19 protein-coding genes are annotated in these 26,632 nt (G+C 68.9%); 6 read left to right on the top strand and 13 right to left on the bottom strand.

Annotated elements, in window-relative coordinates; all coding sequences use genetic code 11:
* Window positions 1-24: 24 nt before the first annotated feature.
* A complete protein-coding gene (locus tag PX554_RS08140; protein WP_275500562.1) occupies window positions 25-933 on the top strand; it encodes a prephenate/arogenate dehydrogenase family protein in 909 nt (302 codons plus the stop codon).
* Window positions 934-1,031: 98 nt separating this feature from the next.
* On the opposite strand, the gene PX554_RS08135 is transcribed toward PX554_RS08140, so the two are convergent.
* The 3 genes from PX554_RS08135 to PX554_RS08125 are packed head-to-tail and all read right to left on the bottom strand — an operon-like array spanning window position 1,032 to window position 6,778.
* Window positions 1,032-2,444 (bottom strand): efflux transporter outer membrane subunit, encoded by a 1,413-nt coding sequence (locus tag PX554_RS08135; protein ID WP_420833429.1) that lies wholly within the window; start codon window positions 2,442-2,444, stop codon window positions 1,032-1,034.
* A complete protein-coding gene (locus PX554_RS08130) occupies window positions 2,425-3,579 on the bottom strand; it encodes an efflux RND transporter periplasmic adaptor subunit (protein WP_093224885.1) in 1,155 nt (384 codons plus the stop codon). Before PX554_RS08130 ends, PX554_RS08135 begins: the two co-directional genes overlap by 20 nt.
* Window positions 3,572-6,778, bottom strand: coding sequence for an efflux RND transporter permease subunit (locus tag PX554_RS08125; RefSeq protein WP_275500560.1), 3,207 nt, complete (start codon window positions 6,776-6,778; stop codon window positions 3,572-3,574). Before PX554_RS08125 ends, PX554_RS08130 begins: the two co-directional genes overlap by 8 nt.
* Before the next feature lie 141 nt (window positions 6,779-6,919).
* Here PX554_RS08125 and PX554_RS08120 point away from each other — a divergent pair, with 141 nt between their 5' ends.
* Complete coding sequence (locus PX554_RS08120; RefSeq protein WP_275500559.1) at window positions 6,920-7,831, top strand: LysR family transcriptional regulator; 912 nt, start codon at window positions 6,920-6,922, stop codon at window positions 7,829-7,831.
* A 42-nt stretch (window positions 7,832-7,873) separates the two neighbouring features.
* On the opposite strand, the gene PX554_RS08115 is transcribed toward PX554_RS08120, so the two are convergent.
* Complete coding sequence (locus PX554_RS08115) at window positions 7,874-8,899, bottom strand: hypothetical protein (RefSeq protein WP_256326249.1); 1,026 nt, start codon at window positions 8,897-8,899, stop codon at window positions 7,874-7,876.
* Window positions 8,896-10,296 carry a glycosyl transferase family protein gene (locus tag PX554_RS08110; RefSeq protein ID WP_275500553.1) on the bottom strand — a complete coding sequence of 467 codons (1,401 nt, stop codon included), beginning with the start codon at window positions 10,294-10,296 and terminating at the stop codon, window positions 8,896-8,898. The genes PX554_RS08115 and PX554_RS08110 overlap by 4 nt, the downstream gene beginning before the upstream one ends.
* A gap of 143 nt (window positions 10,297-10,439) precedes the next feature.
* Here PX554_RS08110 and PX554_RS08105 point away from each other — a divergent pair, with 143 nt between their 5' ends.
* Both PX554_RS08105 and pbpC read left to right on the top strand, forming a co-directional pair.
* Window positions 10,440-16,238 carry an alpha-2-macroglobulin family protein gene (locus PX554_RS08105; protein WP_275500552.1) on the top strand — a complete coding sequence of 1,933 codons (5,799 nt, stop codon included), beginning with the start codon at window positions 10,440-10,442 and terminating at the stop codon, window positions 16,236-16,238.
* Between the two features lie 228 nt (window positions 16,239-16,466).
* Window positions 16,467-18,590: a penicillin-binding protein 1C gene (gene pbpC / locus PX554_RS08100; protein ID WP_420833428.1), complete on the top strand. Its 2,124-nt coding sequence runs from the start codon at window positions 16,467-16,469 to the stop codon at window positions 18,588-18,590.
* 143 nt (window positions 18,591-18,733) lie between these two features.
* Here the strand turns inward: pbpC and PX554_RS08095 are convergent, their stop codons facing one another.
* Both PX554_RS08095 and PX554_RS08090 read right to left on the bottom strand, forming a co-directional pair.
* A complete protein-coding gene (locus PX554_RS08095) occupies window positions 18,734-19,240 on the bottom strand; it encodes an RcnB family protein (RefSeq protein ID WP_275500549.1) in 507 nt (168 codons plus the stop codon).
* Between the two features lie 152 nt (window positions 19,241-19,392).
* Window positions 19,393-19,881, bottom strand: a complete 489-nt coding sequence (locus PX554_RS08090) for an outer membrane protein assembly factor BamE (RefSeq protein WP_093225083.1) — start codon at window positions 19,879-19,881, stop codon at window positions 19,393-19,395.
* Window positions 19,882-20,035: 154 nt separating this feature from the next.
* Between PX554_RS08090 and PX554_RS08085 the strand changes: the two genes are divergently transcribed.
* Window positions 20,036-20,524: a ubiquinol-cytochrome C chaperone family protein gene (locus tag PX554_RS08085; protein WP_275500546.1), complete on the top strand. Its 489-nt coding sequence runs from the start codon at window positions 20,036-20,038 to the stop codon at window positions 20,522-20,524.
* Window positions 20,521-21,051, top strand: a complete 531-nt coding sequence (locus PX554_RS08080; protein WP_275500543.1) for a YceD family protein — start codon at window positions 20,521-20,523, stop codon at window positions 21,049-21,051. The genes PX554_RS08085 and PX554_RS08080 overlap by 4 nt, the downstream gene beginning before the upstream one ends.
* Window positions 21,052-21,097: 46 nt before the next feature.
* Here PX554_RS08080 and PX554_RS08075 read toward each other — a convergent pair whose 3' ends face one another.
* The 6 genes from PX554_RS08075 to PX554_RS08050 form a co-directional block, all read right to left on the bottom strand.
* The gene (locus PX554_RS08075) at window positions 21,098-21,637 is read right to left on the bottom strand and encodes a SixA phosphatase family protein (protein ID WP_093224875.1); all 540 of its coding nucleotides are present in this window, start codon (window positions 21,635-21,637) and stop codon (window positions 21,098-21,100) included.
* A gap of 13 nt (window positions 21,638-21,650) precedes the next feature.
* On the bottom strand, window positions 21,651-24,359 hold the full coding sequence (locus PX554_RS08070; protein WP_275500540.1) for an ATP-dependent DNA helicase: 2,709 nt from the start codon (window positions 24,357-24,359) through the stop codon (window positions 21,651-21,653).
* Between the two features lie 83 nt (window positions 24,360-24,442).
* The gene (locus PX554_RS08065) at window positions 24,443-24,739 is read right to left on the bottom strand and encodes a glycine zipper 2TM domain-containing protein (protein ID WP_275500538.1); all 297 of its coding nucleotides are present in this window, start codon (window positions 24,737-24,739) and stop codon (window positions 24,443-24,445) included.
* A gap of 94 nt (window positions 24,740-24,833) precedes the next feature.
* On the bottom strand, window positions 24,834-25,592 hold the full coding sequence (locus PX554_RS08060; RefSeq protein WP_275500537.1) for a hypothetical protein: 759 nt from the start codon (window positions 25,590-25,592) through the stop codon (window positions 24,834-24,836).
* Complete coding sequence (locus PX554_RS08055) at window positions 25,589-25,750, bottom strand: hypothetical protein (protein WP_176787184.1); 162 nt, start codon at window positions 25,748-25,750, stop codon at window positions 25,589-25,591. The genes PX554_RS08060 and PX554_RS08055 overlap by 4 nt, the downstream gene beginning before the upstream one ends.
* Before the next feature lie 73 nt (window positions 25,751-25,823).
* Window positions 25,824-26,558, bottom strand: coding sequence for a class I SAM-dependent methyltransferase (locus PX554_RS08050; RefSeq protein ID WP_093224869.1), 735 nt, complete (start codon window positions 26,556-26,558; stop codon window positions 25,824-25,826).
* Window positions 26,559-26,632: the final 74 nt, after the last annotated feature.

The raw sequence follows: 26,632 nt of genomic DNA, 5'->3' as shown, positions 1-26,632 counted from the left end.
GCGGCATCCGCCATCTGCGGCACCATGCTGCCCTTTTCTCGCGTCACCATCATCGGCATCGGCCTGATCGGCTCCTCGATCGCGCGCGCGGTGCGCGCGACCATGCCGAGCGTGCGGCTGACCGGATATGACGCCGACGCCGGTGTGCGCGAGATCGCCGATCGGCTCGATCTGTTCGACGACGTCACCGACACGCCGGGCGCGAGCGTGATCGACGCCGATCTCGTCATCCTGTGCGTGCCCGTGGGCGCGATGGGCGCCGCGGCGGCGGCGATCGCCGAGGATCTGCCCGCCGACGCGATCGTCAGCGATGTCGGCTCGTGCAAGGCCGAGGTGGTGCGCGCGCTTGCAGAGGCGCTCCCGGACGCGACCGTCATCCCCGCGCATCCGGTCGCCGGTACGGAGAACAGCGGCCCGGAAGCGGGCTTCGCGACATTGTTCAAGCATCGCTGGTGCATCGTCACCCCGCCTGAGGGCGCGGCGCCCTTCGCGGTCGAGCGGGTGTGCGAGTTCTGGCGGCGGCTCGGCTCGGACGTCGAGACGATGGCGCCCGACCATCACGATCGCGTGCTCGCGATCACCAGCCATTTGCCGCATCTGATCGCCTATACGATCGTCGGCACCGCATCGGACATGGAGGAAGTCACCCAGTCCGAGGTCATCAAATATTCGGCGGGCGGGTTCCGCGACTTCACCCGCATCGCCGCTTCCGATCCGACGATGTGGCGCGACGTGTTCCTGTCGAACCGCGAAGCGGTGCTCGACATGCTCCAGCGCTTTTCCGAGGATTTGAGCGCGCTGCAACGCGCGATCCGCTGGGGCAAGGGCGACGAGCTGTTCGACCTGTTCACCCGCACCCGCGCGGTGCGCCGCAGCATCATCGACCAGGGCCAGGACGATCCGGCGCCGGATTTCGGGCGAGCGCGGGAATAGTCGGGATCGTCGCCCCGGCGTAGGCCGGGGCCGCTGCGTAATCTGCCGAGCCGCTCGCCCCATAGCCATCGGCCCCGACCTTCGCCGGGGCGCCGATCTTATTTGCCCGCGCGAAAATCCCCGCCCAGCGCGCGGAACGTGTCGCTCGCCGCCTGCAATTGCCGCGTCCGCAACTGAAGCAGCGCGCGTTCGGCATCCAGCGCGGCGGTCTGCGCGGTCAAGACCTCCAGATAATCCGCCGCGCCATCGCGGTAGCGGATCAGCGCGAGGTCGCGCGTGCGTTCGGCGGCCTTGGCGGCGGCGGCCTGATCGGCTTCGCCCGCGACGAGCAGCCGTTGCGTGGCGAGATCGTCCTCGACCTCGCGGAACGCGTCGAGCACGGTCTGGCGATAGGTGGCCGCGGCCTCGTCGAACTCGGCGCGCGCTTGCCGGACCTGCGCCGCGCGCCGGCCGCCGTCGAACACGGTCAGCGCCGCCTGAAGCGGGCCGAGTGCCCAGAAGCTGCTCGCCGCATTGAGCCAGTCGCCGCCGACCGATTCGAATCCGCCCTGCGCGCCGAGCGTCACGTTGGGGAAGAACGCCGCGCGTGCCACGCCGATCCGCGCGTTGGCGGCGGCGACGCGCCGCTCGGCGGCGGCGATGTCGGGCCGGCGTTCGAGCAGGGTCGATGGGAGGCCGGGCTGGATCGTGGGCGGACGCGTTTGTGGATCGGCGACGGTGATCGAGAAGGTCGCGGGGGCCTCGCCAACCAGCACGGCGATGGCATGTTCGTCCCTCGCACGGTCGATCTCGACCGCCGACAGCTCGGACCTCGCGCTCGACAATTGCGCCTGCGCGCGGCTGACGTCGATGCCGGAGGCGATCCCACCCGAATGGCGCGTATCGGTCAGGTCGAACGCGCGCTGGAACGATTCGACGGTCTGGCGCAGCAGCAGGATGCGCGCGTCGAGCCCGCGCAAATCGAAATAGGTCGCGGCGAGTTGACTCTGCAGGCCGAGCCGCACGCCTTCGACGTCGAATGCGGCGGCGTGCGCGTTGGCCCGGCCCGCGGCGATGCTGTTGCGCACCCGCCCGAACAGATCGAGCTCGTACGCGAGCGAGCCGCCCATGATCTTGTCGGTCTGCGTCGACGCAAGGCCGCGACTGATCGGCCGATTGGCGGAGAGCCGGTTGCGGTCGACGCTCGCGCTGACTCCGATCTGCGGGAAGAGATCGGCGCGCGCCTGCCGCACCAAAGCCTGCGCCTGATCGTAGCGAGCCGAGGCCGCGGCGAGATCGAAATTGCCGGCGTCGATCCGCGCTTCGAGCGCATCGAGCGCGGGATCACCGAACGCCTGCCACCATTTTCCGGCGGGCGCCGGGGTCGTGGTGGCCGCCTGCCACGGTGCGCCTTCCTTGAACGTGGCCGGTGGCGTCATCGCCGGGTGCTGATACGCGGGCGCGAGCGAACACCCGCCGAGCAGCGCCGCCGCGCTCAGCAGCCAGCCGGTCTTACTTGCCACCGGCCGCACCCTGGCGCTGCGCGATCTGCACCTTGTCGCCCGACTGGAGCGAATCGGGCGGGCTGTCGATCACGCGGTCGGTGGCGGAGAGCCCCGCACTGATCTGCACGCGATCGCCGAGATCGTGCGCGATCGTCACGGTCTTGAGCATCGCGCGCCCGTCGTTGCCGACCACGGCGACCTGCGTGCCGTTCTGCCCGACGATCATTGCGCTCGCCGGCAGCTCGACCGCGCCGCCGCTACCCGAAACCGGGAAGCTCGCCTGCGCATAGGCGCCGGGTTTGAGCGCGCGGTCGCCGTTGGGCGCCTGCAACTCGACCAGCACCGTGCCCGAACTGGTATCGACCGCATCGGCCGAGCGCGTCATCGTCGCGGTGAAAGTGCGGCCCGGATATTCGGGCAAGGTCAGCTTCACGTCCATGCCGGGGTGGACCTGCGCCGAATAGGCCTGCGGAACCTTCACATAGATGCGGATGCGGCTGATGTCGGAGACGGTGAACAGCGGCGTCGAGGCCGCGCTTCCCGCCGTCACCAGCGTGCCGACGTTGGTCGAGCGCGTCGTGACCACACCCGAGAACGGCGCGATCAGCCGGGTGAAGCCCTGCGTGTAGCGCAAGCGGTTGACGTTCGCGCTCGCCGCGTTGGCGAGCGCGGTCTTGGCGGCGAGATCGCCGACCTTCTCGTCGGTCTCCTGCTTGGACACCGCATCCTTGGCGAGCATCGTCTTCCAGCGAGTCGCGGTGCTGGCGGCGAGCTGCTGGTTGGCGCGAGCGGTCTGGTAATCAGCTTGCGCCGCGGCGAGCTGCTGATCGACCTCGGGCGCGTCGAGCACCGCGAGCACTTGACCACGCCGCACGTCGTCACCGATGTCGACATACCATTTGCGGATATAACCGCTGGTGCGCGCGAAGATCGGCGCGGATTGCAGCGCGGCGAGCTGCCCGGGCAACACCAATGCGCCGGTGCCCTTGCTCACGCTCGGGCGGATCACGGTGACGGTCGGCACCGCCTGCGTGCTCGTCCAGGTCGCGAGTTCGGTCTCGGAATGCGAGCGCGCGGCGATCCCCGCGCCGACCACCGCCACCGCGGCGACCACGCCGATGATGCCGATCCGTTTCAAGTTGCGGGCATCGCCTTCAGGCATTTGCAAGCTCCAGATGGCCCGGCGTCGCGCCAGGTGCGGTTTTGGTATGGCGGCGATGCACCAGGCTGAAGATGACGGGCACGAACATCAGCGTCGCGAAGGTCGCGACGGTGAGCCCGCCGATCACCGCGCGGCCGAGCGGCGCGTTCTGCTCGCCGCCCTCGCCGAAGCCCATCGCCATCGGCAGCATGCCGATGATCATCGCGAGCGCGGTCATCAGCACCGGGCGGAAGCGGACCTGCCCGGCTTCCAGCGCGGCGGCGGTGGCGTCGCCCAGCACCTCGAGCCGCTCGCGCGCGAAGCTGACCACCAGGATCGCGTTCGCAGTGGCGACGCCCATGCACATGATCGCGCCGGTCAGCGCCGGCACCGACAAGGTGGTGCCGGTAATGAACAGCATCCACACGATCCCGGCGAGCGCGCCCGGCAGCGCGGTGATGATGACGAACGGATCGAGCCAGCTCTGGAAGTTGACCACGATCAGCAGGTATATCAGTACGATCGCGGCGATCAGGCCGAAGCCCAGCCCCGAGAAGGCGGTGCGCATCGTCGCATATTGGCCGCGTAGCGTCACCGTCACGCCCTTGGGGGTCTCGCTCTTCAGGCTCGCGATCACCGCGTTGATGTCGCCGGCCACCGCGCCGAGATCGCGGCCGTTGGTGGTGGCGTACACGTCTGTCACCGGCGCGATGTTGTAGTGCGAAACGACCGCCGCCGCGTTGGCGCGGCTGATGTTGCCGATCCCGCCGATGATCTGCGCGCTGCCGCCATTGCCGGCGGTGACCGGCACGTTGGCGAGATCGCTGAGCGAGCCGATCTGATATTCGGGCGTCTGCGCGACGATCGGGTAGGACACGCCGTTCTTCGGATCGAGGAAGAACACCGGCGCGGTCTGCGACGTGCCCGCGAGCGAGCTCGCCAGGCTCGTCGTCACGTCGCGTTCGTTGAGCCCGTATTGGCCGGCGCGGCTGCGATCGATGTCGACGTTGAGCTGCGGATAGCGCGCCGATTGCTGGATCCGCGCGTCGGCGACGCCGGGGATCGTGCCGATCCGCCGCAGGATCGCCTTGGCGAGCTTCTGGTTGTCGGCGTCGTTCTTGCCGGCGATCTGGATGTCGATCGGGGCGGGGGCGCCGAAGTTGAGGATCTGGCTGGTGATGTCGGCGGGCAGGAACGAGAAGGTCGTGCCGGTGAACGCCTTGGGCAGCACCTCGCGCAGCTTGCGTACATATTCGGCGGTCGGCTTGTGATCCTCGCTGAGTTGGATCAGGATATCGCCGTCCTGCGGACCGATCGTGCCTGAGTTGTTGTAAGTCGTGTTGATCGAGCTGACTGGCAGGCCGATGTTGTCGACGATCGAAACCAGCTCTTTCGCGGGGATGATCTCGCGGATCTTGCGCTGGATACGGTCGAACTCGGCCGACGTGTCCTCGATCCGCGATCCCACCGGCGCGCGCACGTGCAGCGCCATCTGCCCGGCATCGACCGAGGGGAAGAAATTCTCACCGAGGAACGGCGCGAGCAGGAACGACAGCCCGACGCAGACGAGGAAGCCGACCACGAACATCTTCCGCGCACCGAGCGCACGTTCGAGCAGGCCGATATAGCCGCTGCGCACCTTTTCGAACTGCCGTTCGAAGCCGCGCTGGAACCGAACCAGCGGGTTACGCGACGCCGGCGTGCCGGCCTCGTGCAGCGATTCGTCGTCGTGACCGGCATGGGGTTTCAGCAGATACATCGCCATCGTCGGCACCAGCGTGCGCGACAGGATGAACGACGCGATCATCGCGAACACCACCGCGAGCGCGAGCGGCACGAACAGGAAGCCCGAGACGCCCGGCAGGAAGAACATCGGTACGAACACGATGCAGATGCACAGCAGCGACACGAACGCCGGCGTCACGATCTGCGCCGCGCCGTCGAGGATCGACTGGGTGACGCCCTTGCCCTGTTCGAGATGCCAGTTGATGTTCTCGATCGTCACCGTCGCATCGTCGACGAGGATGCCGACCGCGAGGCTGAGGCCACCGAGCGTCATCGTGTTGAGCGTGTTGCCCGTCACCGACAGCGCGATGATCGCCGCCAGGATCGACAGCGGAATCGAGATCGCGATGATGACGGTCGAGCGCCACGAGCCGAGGAAAAGCAGGATCATCACCGACGTCAGCGCGGCGGCGATCGCGCCTTCCTTGATGACGCCCTCCACCGCCGCCTTCACGAACAGCGACTGGTCGGCAAGCGGCACGATCTTCAACTCGGGCGGCAAGGTCGCCTGAATCTTCGGCAGCGCATCCTTGATGCCCTGCACGATCGCCAGCGTCGAGGTCGCGCCGTTCTTGAGGATGGTGATGAGCACCGAGCGCGAGCCATCGACATGGACGACGTTGGTCTGCGGCGCGGAGCCATCGCGGACATGCGCCACGTCACGCATGTAGATGGTCGCGCCGTTGACCACCTTGATCGGCAGCGCGTTGAGTTCCTCGATCGTGCTCGGCGCGTTGTTGAGCTGGACGCTGTACTGGAAGCCGCCGATCTTGGCAAAGCCGGCGGGGTTGATCTGGTTCTGCGCGGCGATCGCGTTGCCGACATCCTGGCCGGACAGACCCTTGGATTGCAGCGCGGCCGGATCGAGGTCGATCTGTATCTGCCGCGTCCGCCCGCCCGAGGGATACGGCACCGCCGCGCCCGGCACCGTCACCAGACCGGGGCGGATCTGGTTCTGCGCGAGATCGAACATCCGCCCTTCGCTCAAGCCTTTGCCCGAGAGCGCGAGCTGGAGGATCGGCACGGTCGAGGCGTTGTAGTTAAGGATCAGCGGCGGCGTGATGCCCGGCGGCAATTGCTTGAGCACGGTCTGCGACACGCTCGTCACCTGCGCCGTCGCGGTGCGGATGTCGGCGCCGGGCTGGAAATAGATCTTCACCACGCCGATGCCGGGCAGCGACTGGCTCTCGATATGGTCGATGTCGTTGACGGTGGTGGTCAGCACGCGCTCGAACGGCGTGATGATGCGCCCGCTCATCTGGTCGGGCGGCAGGCCGCTATATTGCCACGCCGTCGCGATCACCGGCACGCGGATGTCGGGGAAGATGTCGACGGGGGTGCGGATCGCGGTCAGCACGCCGATGATCGCGATCAAGATCGCCATCACGATGAAGGTCAGCGGCCGCGTCAGCGCCATCCGGACGATACCGATCATCGCAGGTTCCCGATGCTGGACTGGTGCGGCGGAGCGACCCGTGCGCGTGTCATGGTGAGCTATCGCCGTCAGATATTGTGCGATGCGGCGAACTGCGCCTCGCAAACATCGCTGTCCAATATTGTTTACGGCATGATTGATATGGTAGCCCTATCAATCATGGAGCTGCGCCACCTCCGCTATTTCGTCCAGGTCGCCGACGATCTGCACTTCGCGCGCGCCGCCGCGCATCTCGGCATCTCGCAACCGCCGCTCAGCCAGCAGATCCGCGCGCTGGAGGACGAGTTGCAGGTGCGACTGCTCGAACGCACCAGCCGCCGTGTCGCGCTCACCCCGGCGGGGCGGCTGTTCCTTGATGCCGCGCGCGCGACGCTGCGCGAGGCGGACAACGCCATCTCGGTCGCGCGCCGAGCGGCGCGTGGCGAACTCGGCGAACTTGCGATCGGCTTCAGCGCCTCGGCGCCGTTCGTGCCCGAGATCGCGCACGCCATCTCCAATTTCCGTGATCGCTATCCGCAGATATCCCTGGTGCTGCGCGAGATCGCCGGCTCGGACCATCTCGAACAGATCGAGGATCATCTACTCGACATCGGTTTTCGGCGGGGGCGCGCGATCCCCGACCTGCCCGATACGGTGATCGCCGAACCGTTCCTCAGCGAACGGCTCTATGTCGCCTGCCCGCCCGGCCACCGGCTCGCGCGGCAAGCCGGCGTGCGCATCGTAGATCTCGCCGACGAACCGATCGTACTGTATGCCAACGAGCGCAGCACCTTCACCAGCCACCTGCTCGATCTGCTCCGCGAAGGCGGCGTCGAGCCGCGCATCGCCCAGATCGTCACCGACGTGACCTCGCTGTTCGGGCTGGCCGCGGCGGGAATCGGCGTGATGGTGATGGTCGAATCGCTCTGCACCCTCCAGTCGCCGATGCTGACCTACCGGCTGATCGAGGACGATGCCGCGACGATCATGCTCTGGCTGGTCCGCCACCGCGATCCGACGCTGCCGTGCCGCAACTTTCTCGCGCTGCTGGATTCGCCTGGGCGGAACCCATGATTGGCGGATCCGTCCTTGCTCGCCGGTTGCGTGCCAGGCGCCTCAGAAATCCGCGCCCAGCGTCAGCGCCACGCCGGAGCCGGGCCGCGCCGCGCCGGCGACGCGTTCGCGCCAGTCGAGCGAGAGGCGCGCGGCGCGTCCGGCGATCGGCACGGTCGCGGTGATCGAGGGGCCGACGTCCAACCGCTCGGCGCCGCGTTGCGCGCCGCCCCACAGGCCCGCGCCGAGGTCGATCGGGATTGGGCCGAGCGCGCCGATCGGGTGCGACAGGTGCGCCGCGCCATCGACGAAGCCTTCGGTGCGCTCGCGGTGGATTGCGCCCGCCTGCGCGTAGCTTTCGAGGCGGAACCCGCCGCCGACCGGCAGCGGCCCGAAGCCGCCGACCAGTTCGACCGCGGGGCCGCCCTTGCCATCGGCGATCGCGATGCGCTGCTCCGCGACGATCCGCACCGGCAGCCGCGTCGGCTGCCATTCGACGCCGAGCGCCGCCTCGCGCAGCCCCGATCCGAGCGGGCTGGTGACACGCGCCATCGCCGCGAGACGGTGCTTGCGATCGAGCAGATAGGCCAGCCGCAACCCCGCCTGCGACCCGCCGAGCTGCCCGCCGAGCGGCGCGCTGGTGACGCCCCCGCCGCCGCGCGCGACCAGCCAGAAGCTGCCAGAGAGCCGCGACGCGCGGGCCGTGCCGACAGCAGCCGGGGCGGGACGCGGCAGGCCGGCGATCGGCGGCGCGACTGCTTGCGGACGCTCGGGCGCGTCAATCGCCCCGGCCGAGGGCAGAACGGGCTGGGCGATCCCACCGAGGCGGTTCGCGACCGCGCGCGTGCCATGCCACGGCCCCGCCACCCGGATCGGCGCGATCGGCACTACCGACGGGCCAGCGTCGGTGGCGACCGCCACGCCCGCCGTTCGCGCGCCTGCGATCGGCGCGCGCACCGTCGGCGCGGCGCGGCGCGCGGGGTCCGGGACCGCGTCCGCTTGCGGCCACAGCATCACCGCGCGTACCCCGATCCAACCCGCGACCAGCACGCCGATGAAGCGCAGCGGGCGCCCCCGCCCCGCGATCATGGTTCGATCGCCGCGTCGTCCGGGAAGACATGCGCGGTCTTGTCCCAGCGCACATGCGCGCCGCGCAACATCGCCGCGTAGCGCCAGAGCGCGCGGCGCACCGCGAGCAGCGCGATCAGATTGCCGACGAGCATGCGCGGCAGCGACCACAGCCCCTCGCGCCAGCCGTAATCGCGGGTCGTGAATGCCACGCGCGCGACGATCCGCCACAGCAGCATCGCGGCATTGGCCTGCAACAGCAGCGCGGTCGCGGTGCCCACGCGCGGCATCGGCGCGCCCGCGATCCAGTGCGCGACCTGCGAGGCGCCCCAGCCGAGCAGCGCGACATAGGCCACCGCCAGCACCAGCATCGCCAATGGCGCGCGGCGATCGCGCATCCGCATCCAATGTTCCGACCAGTGCCGCACCCGCCCCCAGCCGAGCCGATCCCAACCGGCGAGCGCGATACCGATCATCCAGCGCGTCTTCTGCCGCACCGCCGTCTGCAGCGTTGCGGGGAAATAGGCGCGTACCGCGACCAGCGGCGTGCCGGCGCCTTCGCGGACGCGCGCGAGCACGCCGGTGGCGCCACGCTGGCTCAGCAGCAGGCCGAGTTCGTAATCCTCGGTGAGACTGCCGCCGTCGAACGGATCGCCGCCGCGCATCGCCGCGACGGCGGCAAGAGCGTCGCACGCGACCGCGCAGCCGACGCCCGCGAGCGGTAACCCAGCGCCAACCGCCTGGCGCACCACTAGATTTTTGGTGTGCGCTTCCGAAAACTCATCGGCGTAGTGGCCCGAGACAAGCCGCGCGCGGCGGTCGATCAACGGCAACACCGGCAGTTGCACGACCGCATAGCGATCGAGCAGCGCGTCGTAGATCCGCAATTCATGGCGATCGACGACATCCTCGGCATCGTGCAGCACGATCGCCGCGGTGCGCGCGCTTTCCGCCGCATCGCGCCGCAACGCGTGCCAGAGCGTGTTGAGACAATCGGCCTTGGTCGTGGGTCCGGCGGCGTCGCCAATCACCAGCCGCACCCGCGAATCCTGTTCCGCGACCGCGGCGACCGCGTCGATCGTCGCGCGGTCATTCGGATAGGTGCCGACGTAGATGCGATAATCGGCCGCGCCGAACCGCGCGAGCGTGGTGCGCAGCATCTGGCCGATCACCGCCGCCTCGTCCCAGGCGGGCACGAACACCGCGAAGCGGCGTGGCAGGGCGCGCGGCGGATATTCGGCGAGCGTCCCGTCGCCATCCCCCACGCTCGCCGGACTCAGCCGCCGCCGCGCCCACACCGCTAGGAAAACGAGATCGACCGCGAGATCGTCGATCCCGCCGATCAGGAAACCCACGCCCGCGAACAACATGGTTTCCCGCGCGGCCGCATCGAGCGCCGCAAGGACGATACCCCCCATCTCCAACGCCTCACCCCCCGAATCAGCGTTAACGATTCTTCAAGAGTGTTTCGCATTTGCAACGATCGAGCAAGCTACAATCAAGGCTTTACGCCCGCCGTGCCGCCGCCTAGCGTCGCCGCGCTCCTGGGGAGGAACGTTCGATGAAGGTCGTAGGCCGTATCGCGCTGCTGATGATGGCGCTCGCGCCAGTCGCCGCGCTTGGCGACGCCTCTCCGCAAGTCGTGATGGCGACGCCCGGCATCGGTGACGGCGCGATCGAGCGTTTCACCACCCGGTTCAGTCAGCCGATGGTCGCGCTCGGCGATCCGCGCGCGGCGTCGCCCTATGACGTGACCTGCGCTGTCGGCGGCACCGGCCGCTGGGTCGATACCCAGACCTATGTCTATGAATTCGCGAACGGCCTGCCCGGCGGCACGACCTGTTCGTTCACGATCCACGACAAGCTCAAGAGCGTGTCGGGCTATGAGGTGACGGGCCAGCGCGTGTTCAAGGTCGATGCCGGCGGTCCGGTCGCGCGCGCGGTGCTCCCCGCACAATATGACGGCGAGATCGAGGAGGACCAGACCTTCCTCGTCGCCGCCAACCTGCCCGCTACCCCCGCCTCGATCGCCGCCAACGCCTATTGCGCGGTCGATGGCATTGGCGAGAAGATCCCGGTCGATGTGCTCCCCGCCGATCTGCCCGGCAAATTGCTCGGCGAGATGGGGACGAGCAACTGGAACGTGCGCAACTTCCTCGACAATGGCGGCTTGCCCGCCGCCGTGCCGGCGAGCGAGGCCGACCGCCAGAAGGCCTATGCCGGCGTCACCGCGCTTAAATGCCATCGCCCGCTGCCCCCGGGCCGCGATATGGCGCTGGTGTGGGGCGCGAACATCGCCAGCGCGGGCGGCAAGACCGCCGGCGCCGACCAGCGCTTCGATTACACGGTGCGGAAACCCTTCAGCGCGCGGTTCGAATGCAGCCGAGTCAACGCGCAGGCCGGCTGTTCGCCGGTCGAGAAGGCGTATGTCCGCTTCACCGCGCCGATCGCGATGTCGGCGGCGCAGGCGATCCGCATCACCACCGTCGACGGTAAGGCGATCGCGCCCAAGTTCGACAAGGACGACGCCAAGAAGGCGACGATCAGCGACATTACCTTCGATGCGCCGCTGCCGACCGCGACCACGGCCAAGGTGACGCTCCCCGCCGGCCTCAAGGACGAGAGCGGCCGCGTGCTGTCCAATGCCGAGCGCTTCCCGCTCGACGTGAAGTTCGACGAGGCACCCCCGCTCATCAAATTCGCCGCGCCGTTCGGCATACTCGAAGCCAAGCAGGGCGGCGTGCTGCCCGTCACTGTGCGCAACGTCGAGCCGGCGTTGCAGGGGCAGAGTCTGGCGATGCCCGGCCAGAGCCTGCGCGTATCAGGGTCGGACGGCGAGGTCGCGCAGTGGCTGCGCACCGTCGCCAAGGCGGGCGAGGAGAAGAGCCACACCGTCAAGCGCGGCGGCAAGGACGTGCGGATCAACGATACAGGCGCGGCGGCGATCCTGAGCGCGGGCCAGGGCAAGGCGCTGTCGCTCGGCCTGCCCGGCAAGGGCAAGGATTTCGAGGTGTTCGGCATCCCGCTTGGGAAGCCCGGCTTCTACGTGGTCGAGCTGGCCAGCCCGGTGCTGGGGCAGGCGCTGCTCGGACGCAATGCGCCGCGTTATGTCGCGAGCGCGGCGCTTGTCACCAATCTGGCGGTGCATTTCAAATGGGGCCGCGAGCGCAGCCTCGCCTGGGTGACACAGCTCGATACCGGCAAGCCCGCCGCCAATGCCGAGGTGCGCGTGACCGATAGCTGCACCGGCGATCTGCTCGCCCGCGGCACCACCGACAGGGCGGGCGGGCTATATGTGCCCAAGGGCCTGCCCGAACCCGAAACCTATGCGAGTTGCGACGAGAGCAGCTCCGCCCACGCGCTCATGGTGTCGGCGCGGCGCGGCGACGATTTCAGCTTCACGTTGACCGACTGGGGGGAGGGCATCCGCCCCTATGATTTCGACCTGCCCTATGGCTATTCGGCGGCGGGCGACCTGCTCCATACCGTGTTCGATCGCGCGCTCGTCCGCCAGGGCGAGACGATCCACATGAAGCACATCCTGCGCCAGCAGATCGGTGCGGGCTTCGGCTTCGCGCCCGCCCTTTCGGGCACGCTCAAGCTGTCGCATCGCGGATCGGACACGGTGTTCGAACAGCCCGTGACGACCGACGCCAACGGCATCGGCGAATCGGAGTGGACCGCGCCGCAGGGCGCCCCGATGGGCGATTACGACATCAGTATCGAAGCGGGTGGCAAAACGCTCTCCTCGGGCCAGTCGTTCAAGGTCGACGAATATAAATTGCCGACGATGCGCGCGACGGTCAGCGGACCCAAGGACGCACAGGTGCGCCCCAAGACGCTGCCGCTCGATCTGTTCGTCGGCTACCTCTCGGGCGGCGGGGCGCCCAACCTGCCGGTCGATCTGCGCATCGGCTATTTCGGCCGCACCGCCACGCCCGAGGGCTATGAGACATACACCTTCGGCGGCGCGGACGTGACCGAGGGCACCAAGCCGCTCGACGGCGACGGCGAGGAGGCCAAGACTCCGCTGCCGCCGACGCAGACGCTGCCCGCCAAGCTCGGCGGCGACGGCACCACCAAGACGAATGTCGATGTGCCGCAAAGCCTCGACGCCGCAACCGACATGCTCGTCGAGATGGATTATCAGGACGCCAATGGCGAGGTGCTGACCGCCTCCAAACGCATCCCGATCTTCCCGAGCGCGGTGCAGCTCGGCATCAAGACCGACGGCTGGCTGATGAAGCAGGACGATCTGCGCCTGCGCTTCGTCGCGCTGACCACCGAGGGCAAGCCGCTCGCCAACCAGAAGGTGTCGGTCGCGCTGTATTCGCGCAAGATCCTCACCGCGCGGCGGCGGCTGATCGGCGGCTTCTACGCCTACGATAACCAGATGACGACGACCAAGCTGTCGGCGAATTGCACCGCGACCACTGACGCGCAGGGCCTCGCGAGTTGCAAGATCGACCCCGGCACCTCCGGCGAGGTCTATGCCGTCGCCACCACTGCCGACGCCAACGGCAATGTCGCGCGCGCGACCGCCTCGGTGTGGCTGGCGGGCGACGAGGATTGGTGGTTCGGCGGCGACAATGGCGACCGCATGGACGTGGTGCCCGAGAAGCTCAGCTACGCGGCGGGCGAGACCGGCCGTTTCCAGGTGCGGATGCCGTTCCGAAGCGCGACCGCGCTCGTCACGGTCGAGCGCGAGGGCGTGTTGTCGAGCTTCGTCACGCGGCTTTCGGGCAAGGATCCCGTCGTCGAGGTGCCGATGCCGGGGGCTTACGCGCCCGACGTGTTCATCTCGGTGATGGTGGTGCGCGGGCGGGTCGAGAGCGGCTTCTGGAGCTGGCTGCACGGCATCGCCCGCTCGCTCGGGCTGGAGAGCGGGCCGCCCGAGGGCCAGGAACCGACCGCTTTGGTCGATCTCGCCAAGCCGAGCTACCGGCTCGGCATTGCCAAGGTGAAGGTCGGCTGGGAGGCGCACACGCTCGCGGTCGCGGTCAAGGCCGATCGCCAACGCTATGCCGCGCGCGATGTCGCGCAGGTCGATGTGTCGGTGAAGACGCCCGACGGCAAGCCCGCGCGCGAGGCCGATGTCGCCTTCGCCGCGGTCGATGCCGCGCTGCTCCAGCTCGCCCCCAACGAAAGCTGGGACGTGCTGACCGCGATGATGGGCGAGCGGCCGCTCTCGGTGCTGACCGCGACCGCGCAGACGCAGGTGGTCGGCAAGCGCCATTACGGCAAGAAAGCGGTCGAGGCAGGCGGTGGCGGCGGCGCCGATTCGTCCGGGCTCAACCGCGAGAATTTCCAGCCGGTGCTGCTGTGGAAAGGGCATGTCGCGCTCGACGCGAACGGCCATGCGCGGATCGCGGTGCCGATGTCGGACGCGCTCTCGGCGTTCAAGCTGGTCGCGATCGCGACGCAGGGCGCGCAGCTTTACGGCACCGGATCGGCGGAGGTGCGCACCGCGCAGGATCTGTCGATCTATGCGGCGATGCCGCCGCTGGTGCGATCGGGCGATTATTACGCGGCCGGGTTCACGCTCCGGAACGGCTCCGACAAGCCGATGACCGTCACCGCGACGGTCGATCTCACGCCGCGCATCGCGCAGGGGCGGCCGCTGACGGTGCAAATCCCGGCGGGGGGCGCGGTGCCGATCGCCTGGAACCTGACGGCGCCCGCGAATGTCGCCAATCTGCGCTGGCATGTCACCGCGAAGACGGCGGACGGCAAGGCGGCGGACCAGTTGACCACCAATCAGGACGTGGTGCCCGCCTTCCCGGTCGAGGTATGGGCGGGGACGCTCGCGCATGTCGGCGAGAACACCACCATCCCAATCGCGCCGCCCGCCGGCGCGCTCGCCGGGCGTGGCACGGTCGATATCCGCCTCGACGATAGCCTCGCGCCGCCGCTCGCTGGCGTGCGCGCGTTCATGGCGGCCTATCCCTACACCTGTTTCGAACAGCGGCTATCGCGCGCGGTCGCGCTCGGCGATGCCGGTGCCTGGACGGCGCTGGCGAGCGACATTCCGACCTATCAGGCGCCCGACGGGCTGTTGCGCTATTGGCCGTCGGATACGCTGAGCGGCTCGGAGGCGCTCACCGCCTATGTGCTGTCGATGACCTCCGAAGCCGGTTTCCCGATCCCGGATGCCGCGCGCACGCGGATGATCGAAGGGCTGAAGGCGGTGCTCGACGGGCGGGTACGGCACGAGACCTATGGCGATCCGCGCCCGCAGAAGATCGCGGCGTTCGCGGCGCTCGCCCGCGCCGGCGCGGCGACCCCGGCGATGCTCGGCCAGATCGGCATGACCCCCAAGGAGATGCCGAGCGCGAGCCTCGCCGACTATCTGATCGCGCTTGATCATGTGCCCGGCCTCGCCAACGCCGCCGCGCTCAAGGCCAATGCCGAGGCCGAGCTACGCACGCGGCTGGTCTATGAGGGCACGCGGCTCGACCTGTCCGACAAGGCCAACAGCCTGTGGTGGCTGATGTCATCGACCGACGAAGCCTCGATCAAGGCGGTGATCGCCACGCTCGGCCGGCCCGGCTGGCAGGACGAGGCGGCGAAGATGATGGTCGGTGTCGCGCTGCGCCAGCTCCACGGCCATTGGGATACCACTACCGCCAACGCTTGGGGCACGATCGCCGCGCGGAAATTCGGCGCGCTCTATCCGGCGAGCGCGATCACCGGCGCGACGACGATGACGCTCGGCGCGAAGACGATCAGCAAGAACTGGCCGCTTGCCACCGATCAGCGGCTCGCCAGCTTCGCTCTGCCGCCGACGCAGACGCCGCTGGTGCTGCGTCAGGCAGGCGGCGCCGGGCCGTGGGCGAGCGTGTCGGTGTCGGCGGCGGTGCCGCTCAAACAGCCGCTGTTCGCGGGCTACCGGATGGTGCGCTCGGTCGAGGTGGTGCAGCGCCGCACGCCCGGCAAGCTGACGCGCGGCGACGTGCTGAAGATCACCATCGGCGTCGAGGCGAGCGCCGAACGCAACTGGGTTGTCATCAACGATCCGATTCCGGCGGGCGCGACGATCATCGGCGATCTCGGCGGGCAATCGCAGATGCTCGCCGACAAGGGACAGGCGGGTGACGGCACCCGCTTCAACATCCGCGATGCCGACGGCAAGCTCTGGGATGTGCAGGCGGGCGTATCGGCGGCCTATGTCGAGCGGCGCAACGATAGCTGGCGCGCCTATTTCGATTGGGTGCCGCGCGGCAAGTTCGCCGCGTCGTACCTGATCCGCTTGAACGGCGCGGGCCGCTTCCAACTGCCGCCGAGCCGGGTCGAGGCGATGTATTCGCCCGCGATCCGCGCGCAGGTGCCGCTCGCGCCGGTGGTGGTGGAGCAGCGGTGATGCCCGCCCGCCTCCCCCGTTCGTCCTGAGCGAAGTCGAAGGACGTGACACAGGCGCAAGCGTTTGAGGCGCGTGCTTCGACTTCGCTCAGCACGAACGGGTGGGGGTTAGGTGCCCTTACTTCGGCATGCGCATAAGCAACGGAAATGATGCGTGTTGAGCCGTAGCGCGATCTTACGGAGGTTCGCGGACCTCCGTTTCGCGGTAAGTCGGCGCGGTGACGCGCTGTTGAAAAGCCTGTGGACAAAGCCGGGCATAATCCTCGCCAAGCTCGTTCTCGCGCTACTCGCCTTCGTCGCAATCGACTATGCCACCTTCCCACCGCCGCTCCCCGCCTACGCACAGGTACGCGGCGCGTGGCACCCGTCCGAAGCATGGCTCTACGATCGCAACGGCGCGCTGATCGATTCCGCCCGCGTCGACTTCAAAGCGCGCCGCTTGGCATGGACGCCCCTTTCCCGCGTCGCGCCGATCGCGCGCGACACGATCGTCGCCGCCGAGGATCAACGCTTCTACGCGCACGGCGGGGTCGATTGGCTCGCCCTGCTCGGCATCGCGCGCGACAAGGCGCGCGGCGAACGCGGGCGCGGCGGATCGACGCTGTCGATGCAGCTCGCCGGCTTCCTCGCGCCGGATCTCGCCGCGCCGGGGCGGCGGCATTTGTGGGACAAGCTGCGCCAGATGCGCGCCGCCTGGGCGATCGAGCGCGGCTGGAGCAAGGACCAAATCCTCGAAGCCTATCTCAACCTCGCCGGCTTCCGCGGCGAGGCGCAGGGGATCGGCGCGGCCGCGCTCGGGCTGTTCGGCAAGACCCCGGACGCGCTCGCGCGTGACGACGCCTTGCTGCTCTCGGCACTTCTGCCCGAGCCGCGGGCGACCGCGACCGTCATCGCCCGCCGCGCCTGCGCGATGAGCCGCGACGCCGATTGCGGCCGGTTTGAAGGCGAGGCGGCGGCGATGCTCGGCCCGGCGCGCAGCCTCGCGCTCGACCCGGGCCTCGCGCCGCATCTCTCCGACCGGCTGCTCACCAAGCCGGGGCTGCGCATCACCACCACGCTCGACAAGCGCGTGCAGATGATCGCGATCCAGGCGCTTCGCCGCCAGCTTCAGGGCCTCGGCGGCGCGCGCGCGCGCGACGGCGCGGTGGTGGTGCTCGACAATGCCAGCGGCGACGTGCTCGCCTATGTTGGCGGGATCGGCGGTGCCTCGACCGCGCCGTCGGTGGACGGTGCCAACGCCTATCGCCAGGCGGGGTCGACGCTCAAACCGTTCCTCTACGCCGAGGCGATCGAGAAGGGCTATCTCACCCCCGCCTCGATCCTCGACGATTCGCCGGTGCAACTCGACACCGCCTCGGGCCTCTACGTCCCACAGAATTACGATCGCGGCTTCAAGGGGCCGGTGTCGGCGCGCTCCGCGCTGGCGGGCTCGCTCAACGTGCCGGCGGTGCGGACTCTGCTGCTGGTCGGGGTCGATGCGTTCCGCGACCGGCTGTGGGACAGCGGCTATCGCGGGCTGGTCGAGGATGGCGACTATTACGGCTATTCGCTCGCGCTCGGCTCGGCGGAGGTGACGCTGATCGAACAGGCGAACGCCTATCGCAGCCTGGCGCAGGGCGGGCGCTGGGCGCCGGTGCGGCTGACCCGCGACGATCCACGCGAACCCCCGCGCGCGGTCACCACCCCGCAAGCCGCGTGGATCGTCGCCGACATGATCGCCGATCCCAACGCACGCGCCGCCACCTTCGGGCTCGATTCGGCGCTGCGGCTACCGTTCTGGGCGGCCGTGAAGACCGGCACGTCCAAGGCGATGCGCGACAATTGGTGCGTCGGCTTCACCCGCCGCTACACCGTCGCCGTGTGGGTCGGTAATCTGGAAGGCGATTCGATGCGCGCCGTCTCGGGCGTCAGCGGGGCCGCTCCCGTATGGCGCGACGTGATGGTGGCGTTGGACGACGGACAGGACCGTGGCTCGCCGCCGCGCCCGGCGGGGATCGAGCGCGCCAACGTCCGCTTCGCCGGCAATGTCGAGCAGCCGCGCGCCGAATATTTCCTCGCCGGCACCGCGCAGCGCCTGATCGCGTTCGCCCCCGATGCAGCGCGGCGGCCGCGCATCACCAATCCGGTCTCAGGCAGCGTGTATGCGATCGATCCCGACATCCCGCCCGATCGCCAGCGGCTCGCGGTAACGGTCACGGGATCGGCGGCGACGCACCGGCTGCTGCTGGACCGGCGCGATCTCGGCCCGGCGACCGCGCAACCGCAAATATTGGCGCCGCCAGGGCAACACCGGCTTCGGCTCGTCGATGTTGCGGGTCGTGTCGTCGATCAGGTGCTGTTTACGGTGCGTTGAGACGAAAAAGCCGTGAACCATTCCGGGTGGGCGGCGTTCAACACCACAGTCCCTTTCCCCCCTTTCGGGACTAGTGCCTAGTAGCTTTGACCCGGCACCGGCCGCGCACCTCCCCCACCCTGTGCGCGGCCGACCGGGACGGCTTACCGGTAGAAGCCGCGGATCACGTCCACGACATAGCCGCGCCGCGTATCGACCAGCACCACGTCGTTATAATGCCGAACCCAGGTCTGGCCGAAGCGGACCGGCGGCAGGTGATAGCGCCACGGATCGACGATGACGTACCGCGTGCCGTAGTAATTCGGCGCGATCCGCACGCCGGGGCGGAAGGCGGTGTAGCGGAACGGCGCGCGCCAGTCCCCGGCCGCATAGAGCCGCGCGTTGCGATCGCGCCAGCCGCGCCAGTCGTCGCGCCCGAAGCGGCGGTTGCGATCGGCGATGTCCTCGCGATATTCCTGCCGTGCGTCGCGCAGGTCGCGATGTTCGGCGCGGATACGGTCCGGGTCGCCGCTGCGATAGGCGCGATCGAGATCGCGGCGCTGCTCCTGGATCTCGCGGCGATCGTGGCGGAGCTCGCCCGCCGATTGCGCCTGTGCCGCCACCGGCAGCGCGGTCGCCGCCATGAGCGCGGTGATGATGAATGAGCGCATGATGCTGTTCCTTTCCTGACCTGTGGATCGCGGAATGCACCGCGATCACGGGACGGTTGTGGAACGCCCGCGCTGAACCGCGCGGGAATGCCGCCTTCATCAACCAGCAAGGATGGCGTCGCGGCGCGGGCGGCGCCGAAACGGCCCGCCGGTTACGGCCGATCGCGCCCGCCGCCCTGCTGGCCGCCGCCGCCGCCGACCGCGCCGACCGTTCCGATATTGCCGAACAGCTCGGAGAAGAAGCTGCTCTTGCGCCCAAGCGTCGGGGTGGTCTTCTTCATCGGCGAGATCGACGCGATCTGCTCGGCGCCGGTCTTGCGGATGCCGGTGACGACGCCCTTGCCGTCGAAGCTGATCCGCAGCGTGGTCTGCGATTTCACATGCGGGTTGTTGTACGCGAAGTTGCGCGCGTCACGGGAGACGTAATACCAGTCGCCCTGGTTGAATTCGCTGGTGAAGGTCGGCTTGCCCAGCACCTGCAACACCGACTGGCGGGTATCGACCCCGGCCTGCACCGAATTGACGAGATCGGCGTCGATCACATAGCCCTGATGCGAGCGAAGCTGCGTGCAGCCGCCGGCGGAGAGGCCGGCGAGGATCAGGGCAGGCCCCAGAAGCGAACGGGCCGAAAACAACGTCATCACAATCTCCCCGGCACGCGGCCATGTCACAAGGCCGCCGCCCGCGCGAAAACCGCGCATTGCATCGTACCGCGATCGCCTCAATATGCCGAGCTTGATGGCCAAACAAGGGCCGCCCTGTCGGGAGTCGATGCGCTTGAACTGGATCGGTCGAATGCTTGGCGCGCGCGATACCGAAGCGTTGCCGCTCTACACCGCGATCGTCGCGCGCGGGCGCGAATTGCATTGGTATGTGGAAGGGCAGGTCGCCGACACGATCGACGGCCGCTTCGACATGATCGCGGGCGTGCTCGCCTTCGTACTGCTGCGGCTGGAGGACGATCCCGCAGGCGCCGAGACGGTGGCGCGCGTTACCGAGCGGTTCGTCGACGACATGGACGGGCAGCTTCGCCAGATCGGGATCGGCGACATCATCGTCGGCAAGCATATCGGCAAGATGATGAGCATGCTCGGCGGCCGGATCGGCGCGTATCGCGACGCGCTCGCGGCGGGAGACCTCGACGCGGCGCTGGTCCGCAACCTGTATCGCGGCGAGACGCCGTCCGAACCCGCCTTGCGCCATGTCGCCGCACGGCTGTACGCGTTGCGCGACGCGCTCGTCGCCGCGCCCACGGCCGCGATCATCGCCGGAGACCTGCCATGACCCCAGAATTTTCCCGCCCCGAGCGGATCGACACGATCGGCGCGGGCGAGCGCGGCGTGACCATCACCGCCGAGCCCGCCGAACGTGCCGCGCTCGCCGCGCGCTTCGGGCTGCTCGCGGTCGATCGGCTCGAAGCGAGCCTGTCGGTGCGACGCGGGGCCGGGGGAATCGCGGTACGCGGACGGGTCGGCGCCGATGTCGTCCAGGCCTGTACCGTCACCGACGAGCCGATCCCGGTCACGATCGACGAAACCGTGGCGCTGCTGTTCGTCGAGGAGAGCGATGGGGGCGAAGACGACGAGATCGAACTCGACGTCGGCGCGCTCGACACCATCCCTTATGAAGGCGGGGCGATCGATCTCGGCGAGGCGGCGGCGGAGACGATGGCGCTCGCGCTCGATCCGTTTCCGCGCAGCGCCAACGCCGCCGCCGTGCTGCGCGAGGCCGGCGTGCTCAGCGAGGATGAGGTGAAGCCGCTCAATGCGCTCGCGGCTCTTGGCGACTTATTGAAGAACAAGCCTTCGTAAGATCGCGAATACGCTGGCCACCTACCTCAAGCGCGTCGAAGGACGGTCAAGCCTGGTCCGGGCCGAGCGTCGGGTCGAGATCGCGCGGGCGCACGAAGCGTTCGAGCACCGCGCCGCCGGCATTCACGTCCGACCAGTCCATGACGTCGAACGCCATCCGCGCGACGCTCGCGGTCGGGTATTTCCGCTCGACCGATTCGCGCAGCCCGTCGGCGACTTCCGGCACCAGCATCAGCACCAGATCCTCAAGCCCCGGATTGTGCCCGACCAGCAGCACGTCGTCGGTGCTTTCGGGGAGTTCCCGCACGACATCGAGCAGGGTCTCCGCCGAGGCGAGATACAGCCGCCGGTCCCATGCAGTGTTCAGCGCCCTGCCATAGCCGCGCTCGATCTCGTCGAGCGTTTCCATCACGCGCACCGCCGGCGAGGCGACGACATGATCGAACGACAGGCCGATCGTACGCAGATACCGGCCCATCATAGCAGCGGCGCGCTTGCCCTTGCCGTTGAGCGGCCGGTCGAAATCGCGCGCGACCGGATCGTCCCACCCGGACTTGGCGTGGCGGAGCAGCGTTAGGGATTTCAAAGGGCCGTCTCCGTCAGGCGTCGATCACCTCTTGCCCCGATTCGATGACGGAAGGAAGACGCCGCGCACGCGCGATCGCCTCGTCCAGCGTGACGCGCGCGACCGGCACGCCCGGCGGGAAGGCGGACAACAGCCGCGACGGCATCGCCGACGAGAGCAGCACGAACAGTCCGCGATCATCGGCCCGGCGGATCAACCGCCCGAACGCCTGCGCCAGCCGCGCGCGCACGATCCGGTCGTCATAGGCCGAACCGCCGTTCGCGAGCCGCCGCGCCGCGTGAAGCACGCTCGGCTTGGGCCAGGGCACACCCTCCATCGCAACCAGGCGGAGCGAGCGGCCCGGCACATCGACTCCGTCGCGAAGCGCATCAGTGCCGAGCAGCGAGGCGGAGAGATCGTCGCGGAAGATATCGACCAGCGTGCCGGTATCGATCGGATCGACATGCTGCGCGTAGAGCGGCAGCCCTTCGCGCGCGAGCCGGTCGGCGATGCGGGCGTGAACCGCGCGCAGCCGCCGGATCGCGGTGAACAGCCCAAGCATGCCGCCCCCGCTCGCCAGCGCGAGCCGCGCATAGGCGTTGGCGAGCGCACCGAGATCGCCACGCTTCACGTCGGTGACGATCAACACCTGCGCATGATTGGCGTAGTCGAACGGGCTCGTTGCCGAGAACCGCGCGCCGGGGCGGATGAGGTGCTGCGCGCCGGTGCGTGCCTCGGCGACGCTCCAGCCTTCGTTCGGGTCCGCGCCACCGCCGCGCAGCGTTGCCGAGGTGACGAGCGCGCCGTGCGCCGGGCGCAGCACGATCTCGGCGAACGGCTTGCTGGGATCGAGCCAGTGCCGCAGTAGCCCGATATCATAATCGCGCCCCTCGATGCGGTTGACGATCAGCCAATCGACGAACTGTTCGGCGGCGGGGCCGCCGACGCGCGCGAGCAACGCCAGCCACGACGCCACCGTTTCGGCGCGCCAACCGAGCGAGGCGATCGCGCCTTCGATCCGCGCGCGCGCCGGCGCATCCATCCAGTCGGGCGCGTCGGCCAGCACCGCCTCGAGCCTACGCCCGAGCGCGACCAGCGGCCGCACCAACGCATCGAGCGCGTGCGCCGCCTGCCCGGCCGCTTCGACCAGGGCCGCATCGGGTTCGACGAGTTCGGTCTCCAGCCCATAGCCGGCGTCCCCATCGCTTTCGGCGCGCGCGTAGGTGAGCCCGCGCACCGCGGCGAGCAAATGCTCGATTGGCCCGAACGGCGCCCCTTCCGCGATCCGTTGCAGCCACCCGTCGGCGGCGAGCGCCCCCGCCGCCTTGACCGCGTCGGCAATGGCAAGCGCGCCCGCTTCGTCATAGCTCGCGACATCGGACAGCCGTGCGGCGAGTCCGCGCCGGCGGCCCCGCCCGCCCGATTCCGGGCCGAGCAGCCAGCGCCTGAGTTCGATCGTCTCCTGACCGGTCAGCGCGGTCGAGAACATCATGTCGGCGGCGTCGAACAAATGATGGCCTTCGTCGAACACATAGCGTGTCGGGCGGGTGGTCAGTTCGCGGCCGCGCACCGCGTTGACCATCACCAGCGCATGGTTGGCGATGACGATATCGGCCTCGACACTAGCGCGTGCGGCGCGTTCGATGAAGCATTTGCGATAATGCGGGCAGCCGGCATAGACACACTCGCCGCGCCGGTCGGTCAGCGCGGTGTGGCCGGCGCGCCGGAACAACGTGGTGAGCCAGCCCGGCAGATCGCCGCCGACCATATCACCATCGGCGGTATAGGCCGCCCAGCGCGCGACGAGTTGCGCCAGCACCGCCGCGCGCCCCGCGAACCCGCCTTGCAGCGCATCCTCGAGGTTGAGCAGGCACAGATAGTTCTCGCGGCCCTTGCGGGTGACGACCTTGACCCGGCGCTCGGCCGGATCGGGGAACAGCCGCGCGGTCTCCTGCGCGAGCTGGCGTTGCAGCGCCTTGGTATAGGTCGAGACCCACACCGCGCCGCCTGCCCGCTCCGCCCACAGCGAGGCGGGCGCGAGGTAGCCGAGCGTCTTGCCGATCCCGGTGCCCGCCTCGGCGAGCACGAGATTGGGCGCGTCGCGCACCATGCGCGGCGCGAACGCCTCGGTCGCGGCCTGCGCGAACGCGCGCTGGCCGGGGCGTTCCTCGGCACCCGATCCGGTCAGGCTGGCGAGCCGCGCGGCGGTCTCCTCCGCGCCTAGGCTGATCGTGCGCGGCGCCGGGCGCGGCGCGGCTTCCGACCATTCCGGCAGCTTGGTGAACAGCCAGCGTTCGGCGGTGGCGGGACGGTGCAGCCGGGCAGCGAGGATCGGCGCCCACGGCCAGCGCAGCCGCCCGAGATTTTGCGTCGCGCTCCACGCGCCCTCGCGCTCGGGCCAATCGCCATCGGTGATGTCGAGCAACGCCGACGCCGCGCGGCGCAGGAAGCCGGCGACGTCCGCATCGCTGGCCGGCACATCGATCCCGGCGGCGCGGGCCAGCCCCTTGGGGGTCGGCACCATGAAGCGTGCGGGAAACAGCACGGCGAACAGTTCGAGCACATCGAGCCCCGACAGCTCGGCATAGCCGAGCCGTTGCGCCACCAGTGGCGCGTTGAGCAGGATGACCGGCGTATCCGCGGCGATACGGATCGCCTCGCCCCGCCCGATCGGCCGGGTGCCATCGGCATCGGCGAACCAGATGCCGCCGTGGCTGGCGTGAAGGGCGGGATGCGGCAACACGCTATCGAAATAGCGCCTCGGAACAGATTGGCAACTCGTTCAGCCGGCCGCCGCATCGGCGCGGCGGCCCGCTGAACGTGGAATCAGCAGCCGTTGCGGCGGTTCTGCGCGGCGTCGTGCTTCTTGTCGAGGTGGCGCCCGAGCAACGCGCCGCCGACACCGCCGGCGACGGTGCCGAGCGTGCCGCCGCCGAGTGCATTGCCCGCGAGCGCGCCGCCCGCGCCGCCCGCGATCGTGCCGGTGGTGCCGCTGCTGCGCTTGCAATCCTGGCGATAGGTGCGGCTGTGGTGCTTGCGATCGCTGCGGTGGCTGTCGCGCTGCGCCACGGCCGGCGCGGTCGCGACGATGGCGAGCATGGCGAATCCGATGATGGTCTTCATGATATACTCCCGATACGTAACCCGGCTGCGGACCGGTCGCGTACAAAACGCTTGGGAGCCGATTTGTTCAGCGCGCCGTTGCGATCCGTCGCCGTCAGCCGCGCGAATCCTCGTCAATGGGCGGTGTCTCGACATCTTCGAACACCTCGAGCGCGACGTTCACGAACTGCTTCGCCTCGAGCTGGATCAGCGGAATGGGCGCATGATCCGAATCGATCCGCTCGACGCGCGCGCTGGTGATGCGGACGAGGAAACGGTCGCAACTGCTGAGCACCAGCATCGCGATCGCCTTGTTGTCGTCGAGCGCGATGTTCTCGACGATCCCCTCATAGGCGACATTGGCGCCCTGATGTTCGAGCGTGGTGACGACGTACGCGATGATGAAGCTGTTGGACGGTCGCGCGAGATCGACCCAGCGCTTGAGCCACCCGAAGGTCGCGGCTTCGCGCATGTCGCGCACCATTTTCCAGCCGCTGGCCAGATAGGCGAGCGCACCGGTGATCAACGCGGGGGTCGCCAGCGACACGAACCAGCACAGGAACGCCCAGTCGGACGGAACGCCCGCCGACCGCCCGTTGGTGAGGATGACGCGATACACGTTCGGATCGAAGCTCAGCCGCACGCACGGCGCGATGAAGCGGCACGCCCCGGATTGCAGCGCGAACAGACCCGACAGGATGATGTGGCCGGCGAGCGCGCCGAACACGATGACGAGCAGCGAAAAGGTCGATCCCGGCTTCTCGGGCGCCTGCGAGATCAGTTCGGATCGCTCACCCGCGCGCAAGCCCGCCCATACCGCCAGACCGGGCGCGAGCAGAAGCAGCGCCAGGAACAGCGTGTAGCTGAAACTCACTTCGTCCCGGACGCGCCCTGATCGCCGCGCATGGCCATGCTGCGAACGACATATTTGCCGTCCTTGAAGCTCGACGATTCCTTCGCCGCCTTCCAACTGCCGAAGCGGTTGTGAACGCTCTTGGCGGTCTTGATCGACTGGCTGGTGTTGACGCGCATGCTGACCTCCGATCCGACAATAGGTACGCGCGCGGCGGCTTGCAATCGGCGCGCCGCCCGCGCGCGCGTGCGGTTAGCGGCGGCGGAACTTATAGACGAACTGGTCGGTATGGCCCCGGATCGCGGGATCGAACACCTTGAGCGTATGATCGTCGGCCGGGTTGGCGAGCGCCCTGGATTCGCCGACGAAGACGAAGCCGGCGTTCACCACCTGCCGCTTGACGACGGCAGGGTCGATGCGGTGGAGCGTCTCGGTATCGGCGAGGCCCGAGCCGGCGGGTGCGGCATGGTCGATCACGACATAGGTGCCGCCCGGCTTGAGCGCCTTGAACACCGCCGCGTTGAACGCGCTCAGCGCCGATTCGCCGCCGCCCTTGTTGGCGATGTCGTGATAATTCTCGACCGTCCAGACGAGATCGACCGGCTTGGGCACGGTGATGATCGCGGGATCGACCGCCGCCGTCACATTGGCGAGGCCGCGCGCCTGCAGCGCCGCGACGCCCTTGGCGCCGTAGGCCGCCGCGGCATTGGGCCACAGCGCATAGACATGGCCGCCCGGCCCGACGATGCCGGTGAAGATACGCGTCCAATAGCCGCCGCCCGGCAACAGATCGACGACCTGCTGGCCCGGCTTCACGCCCGCGAACGCGAGCACCTCCGCCGGCTTGCGGCGCGCATCGTCGCCCTGCTGGTCAGCGCGCGCGGGATCGGCGAGCGCCTTTTCGATGGCGGGCGTCACCGCCGGCGCGGCGATGATCGCGCCGGGAACGACGAGCGCGGCGACGGCGACAGCGGCAAGGTAACGCATCGGCTGATCCTCTTGTGGATTTGCGCGTACTTTACGCCTGCCGCGCGACTCCGCAATGACGGCTTCGCCGGAAT

It is taken from the genome of Sphingomonas pollutisoli, from assembly GCF_029167165.1.
GTDB lineage: Bacteria > Pseudomonadota > Alphaproteobacteria > Sphingomonadales > Sphingomonadaceae > Sphingomonas > Sphingomonas pollutisoli.
The sequence above is the reverse complement of the archived record's forward strand: the minus strand, read 5'-3'. Positions and strand labels throughout refer to the sequence as shown.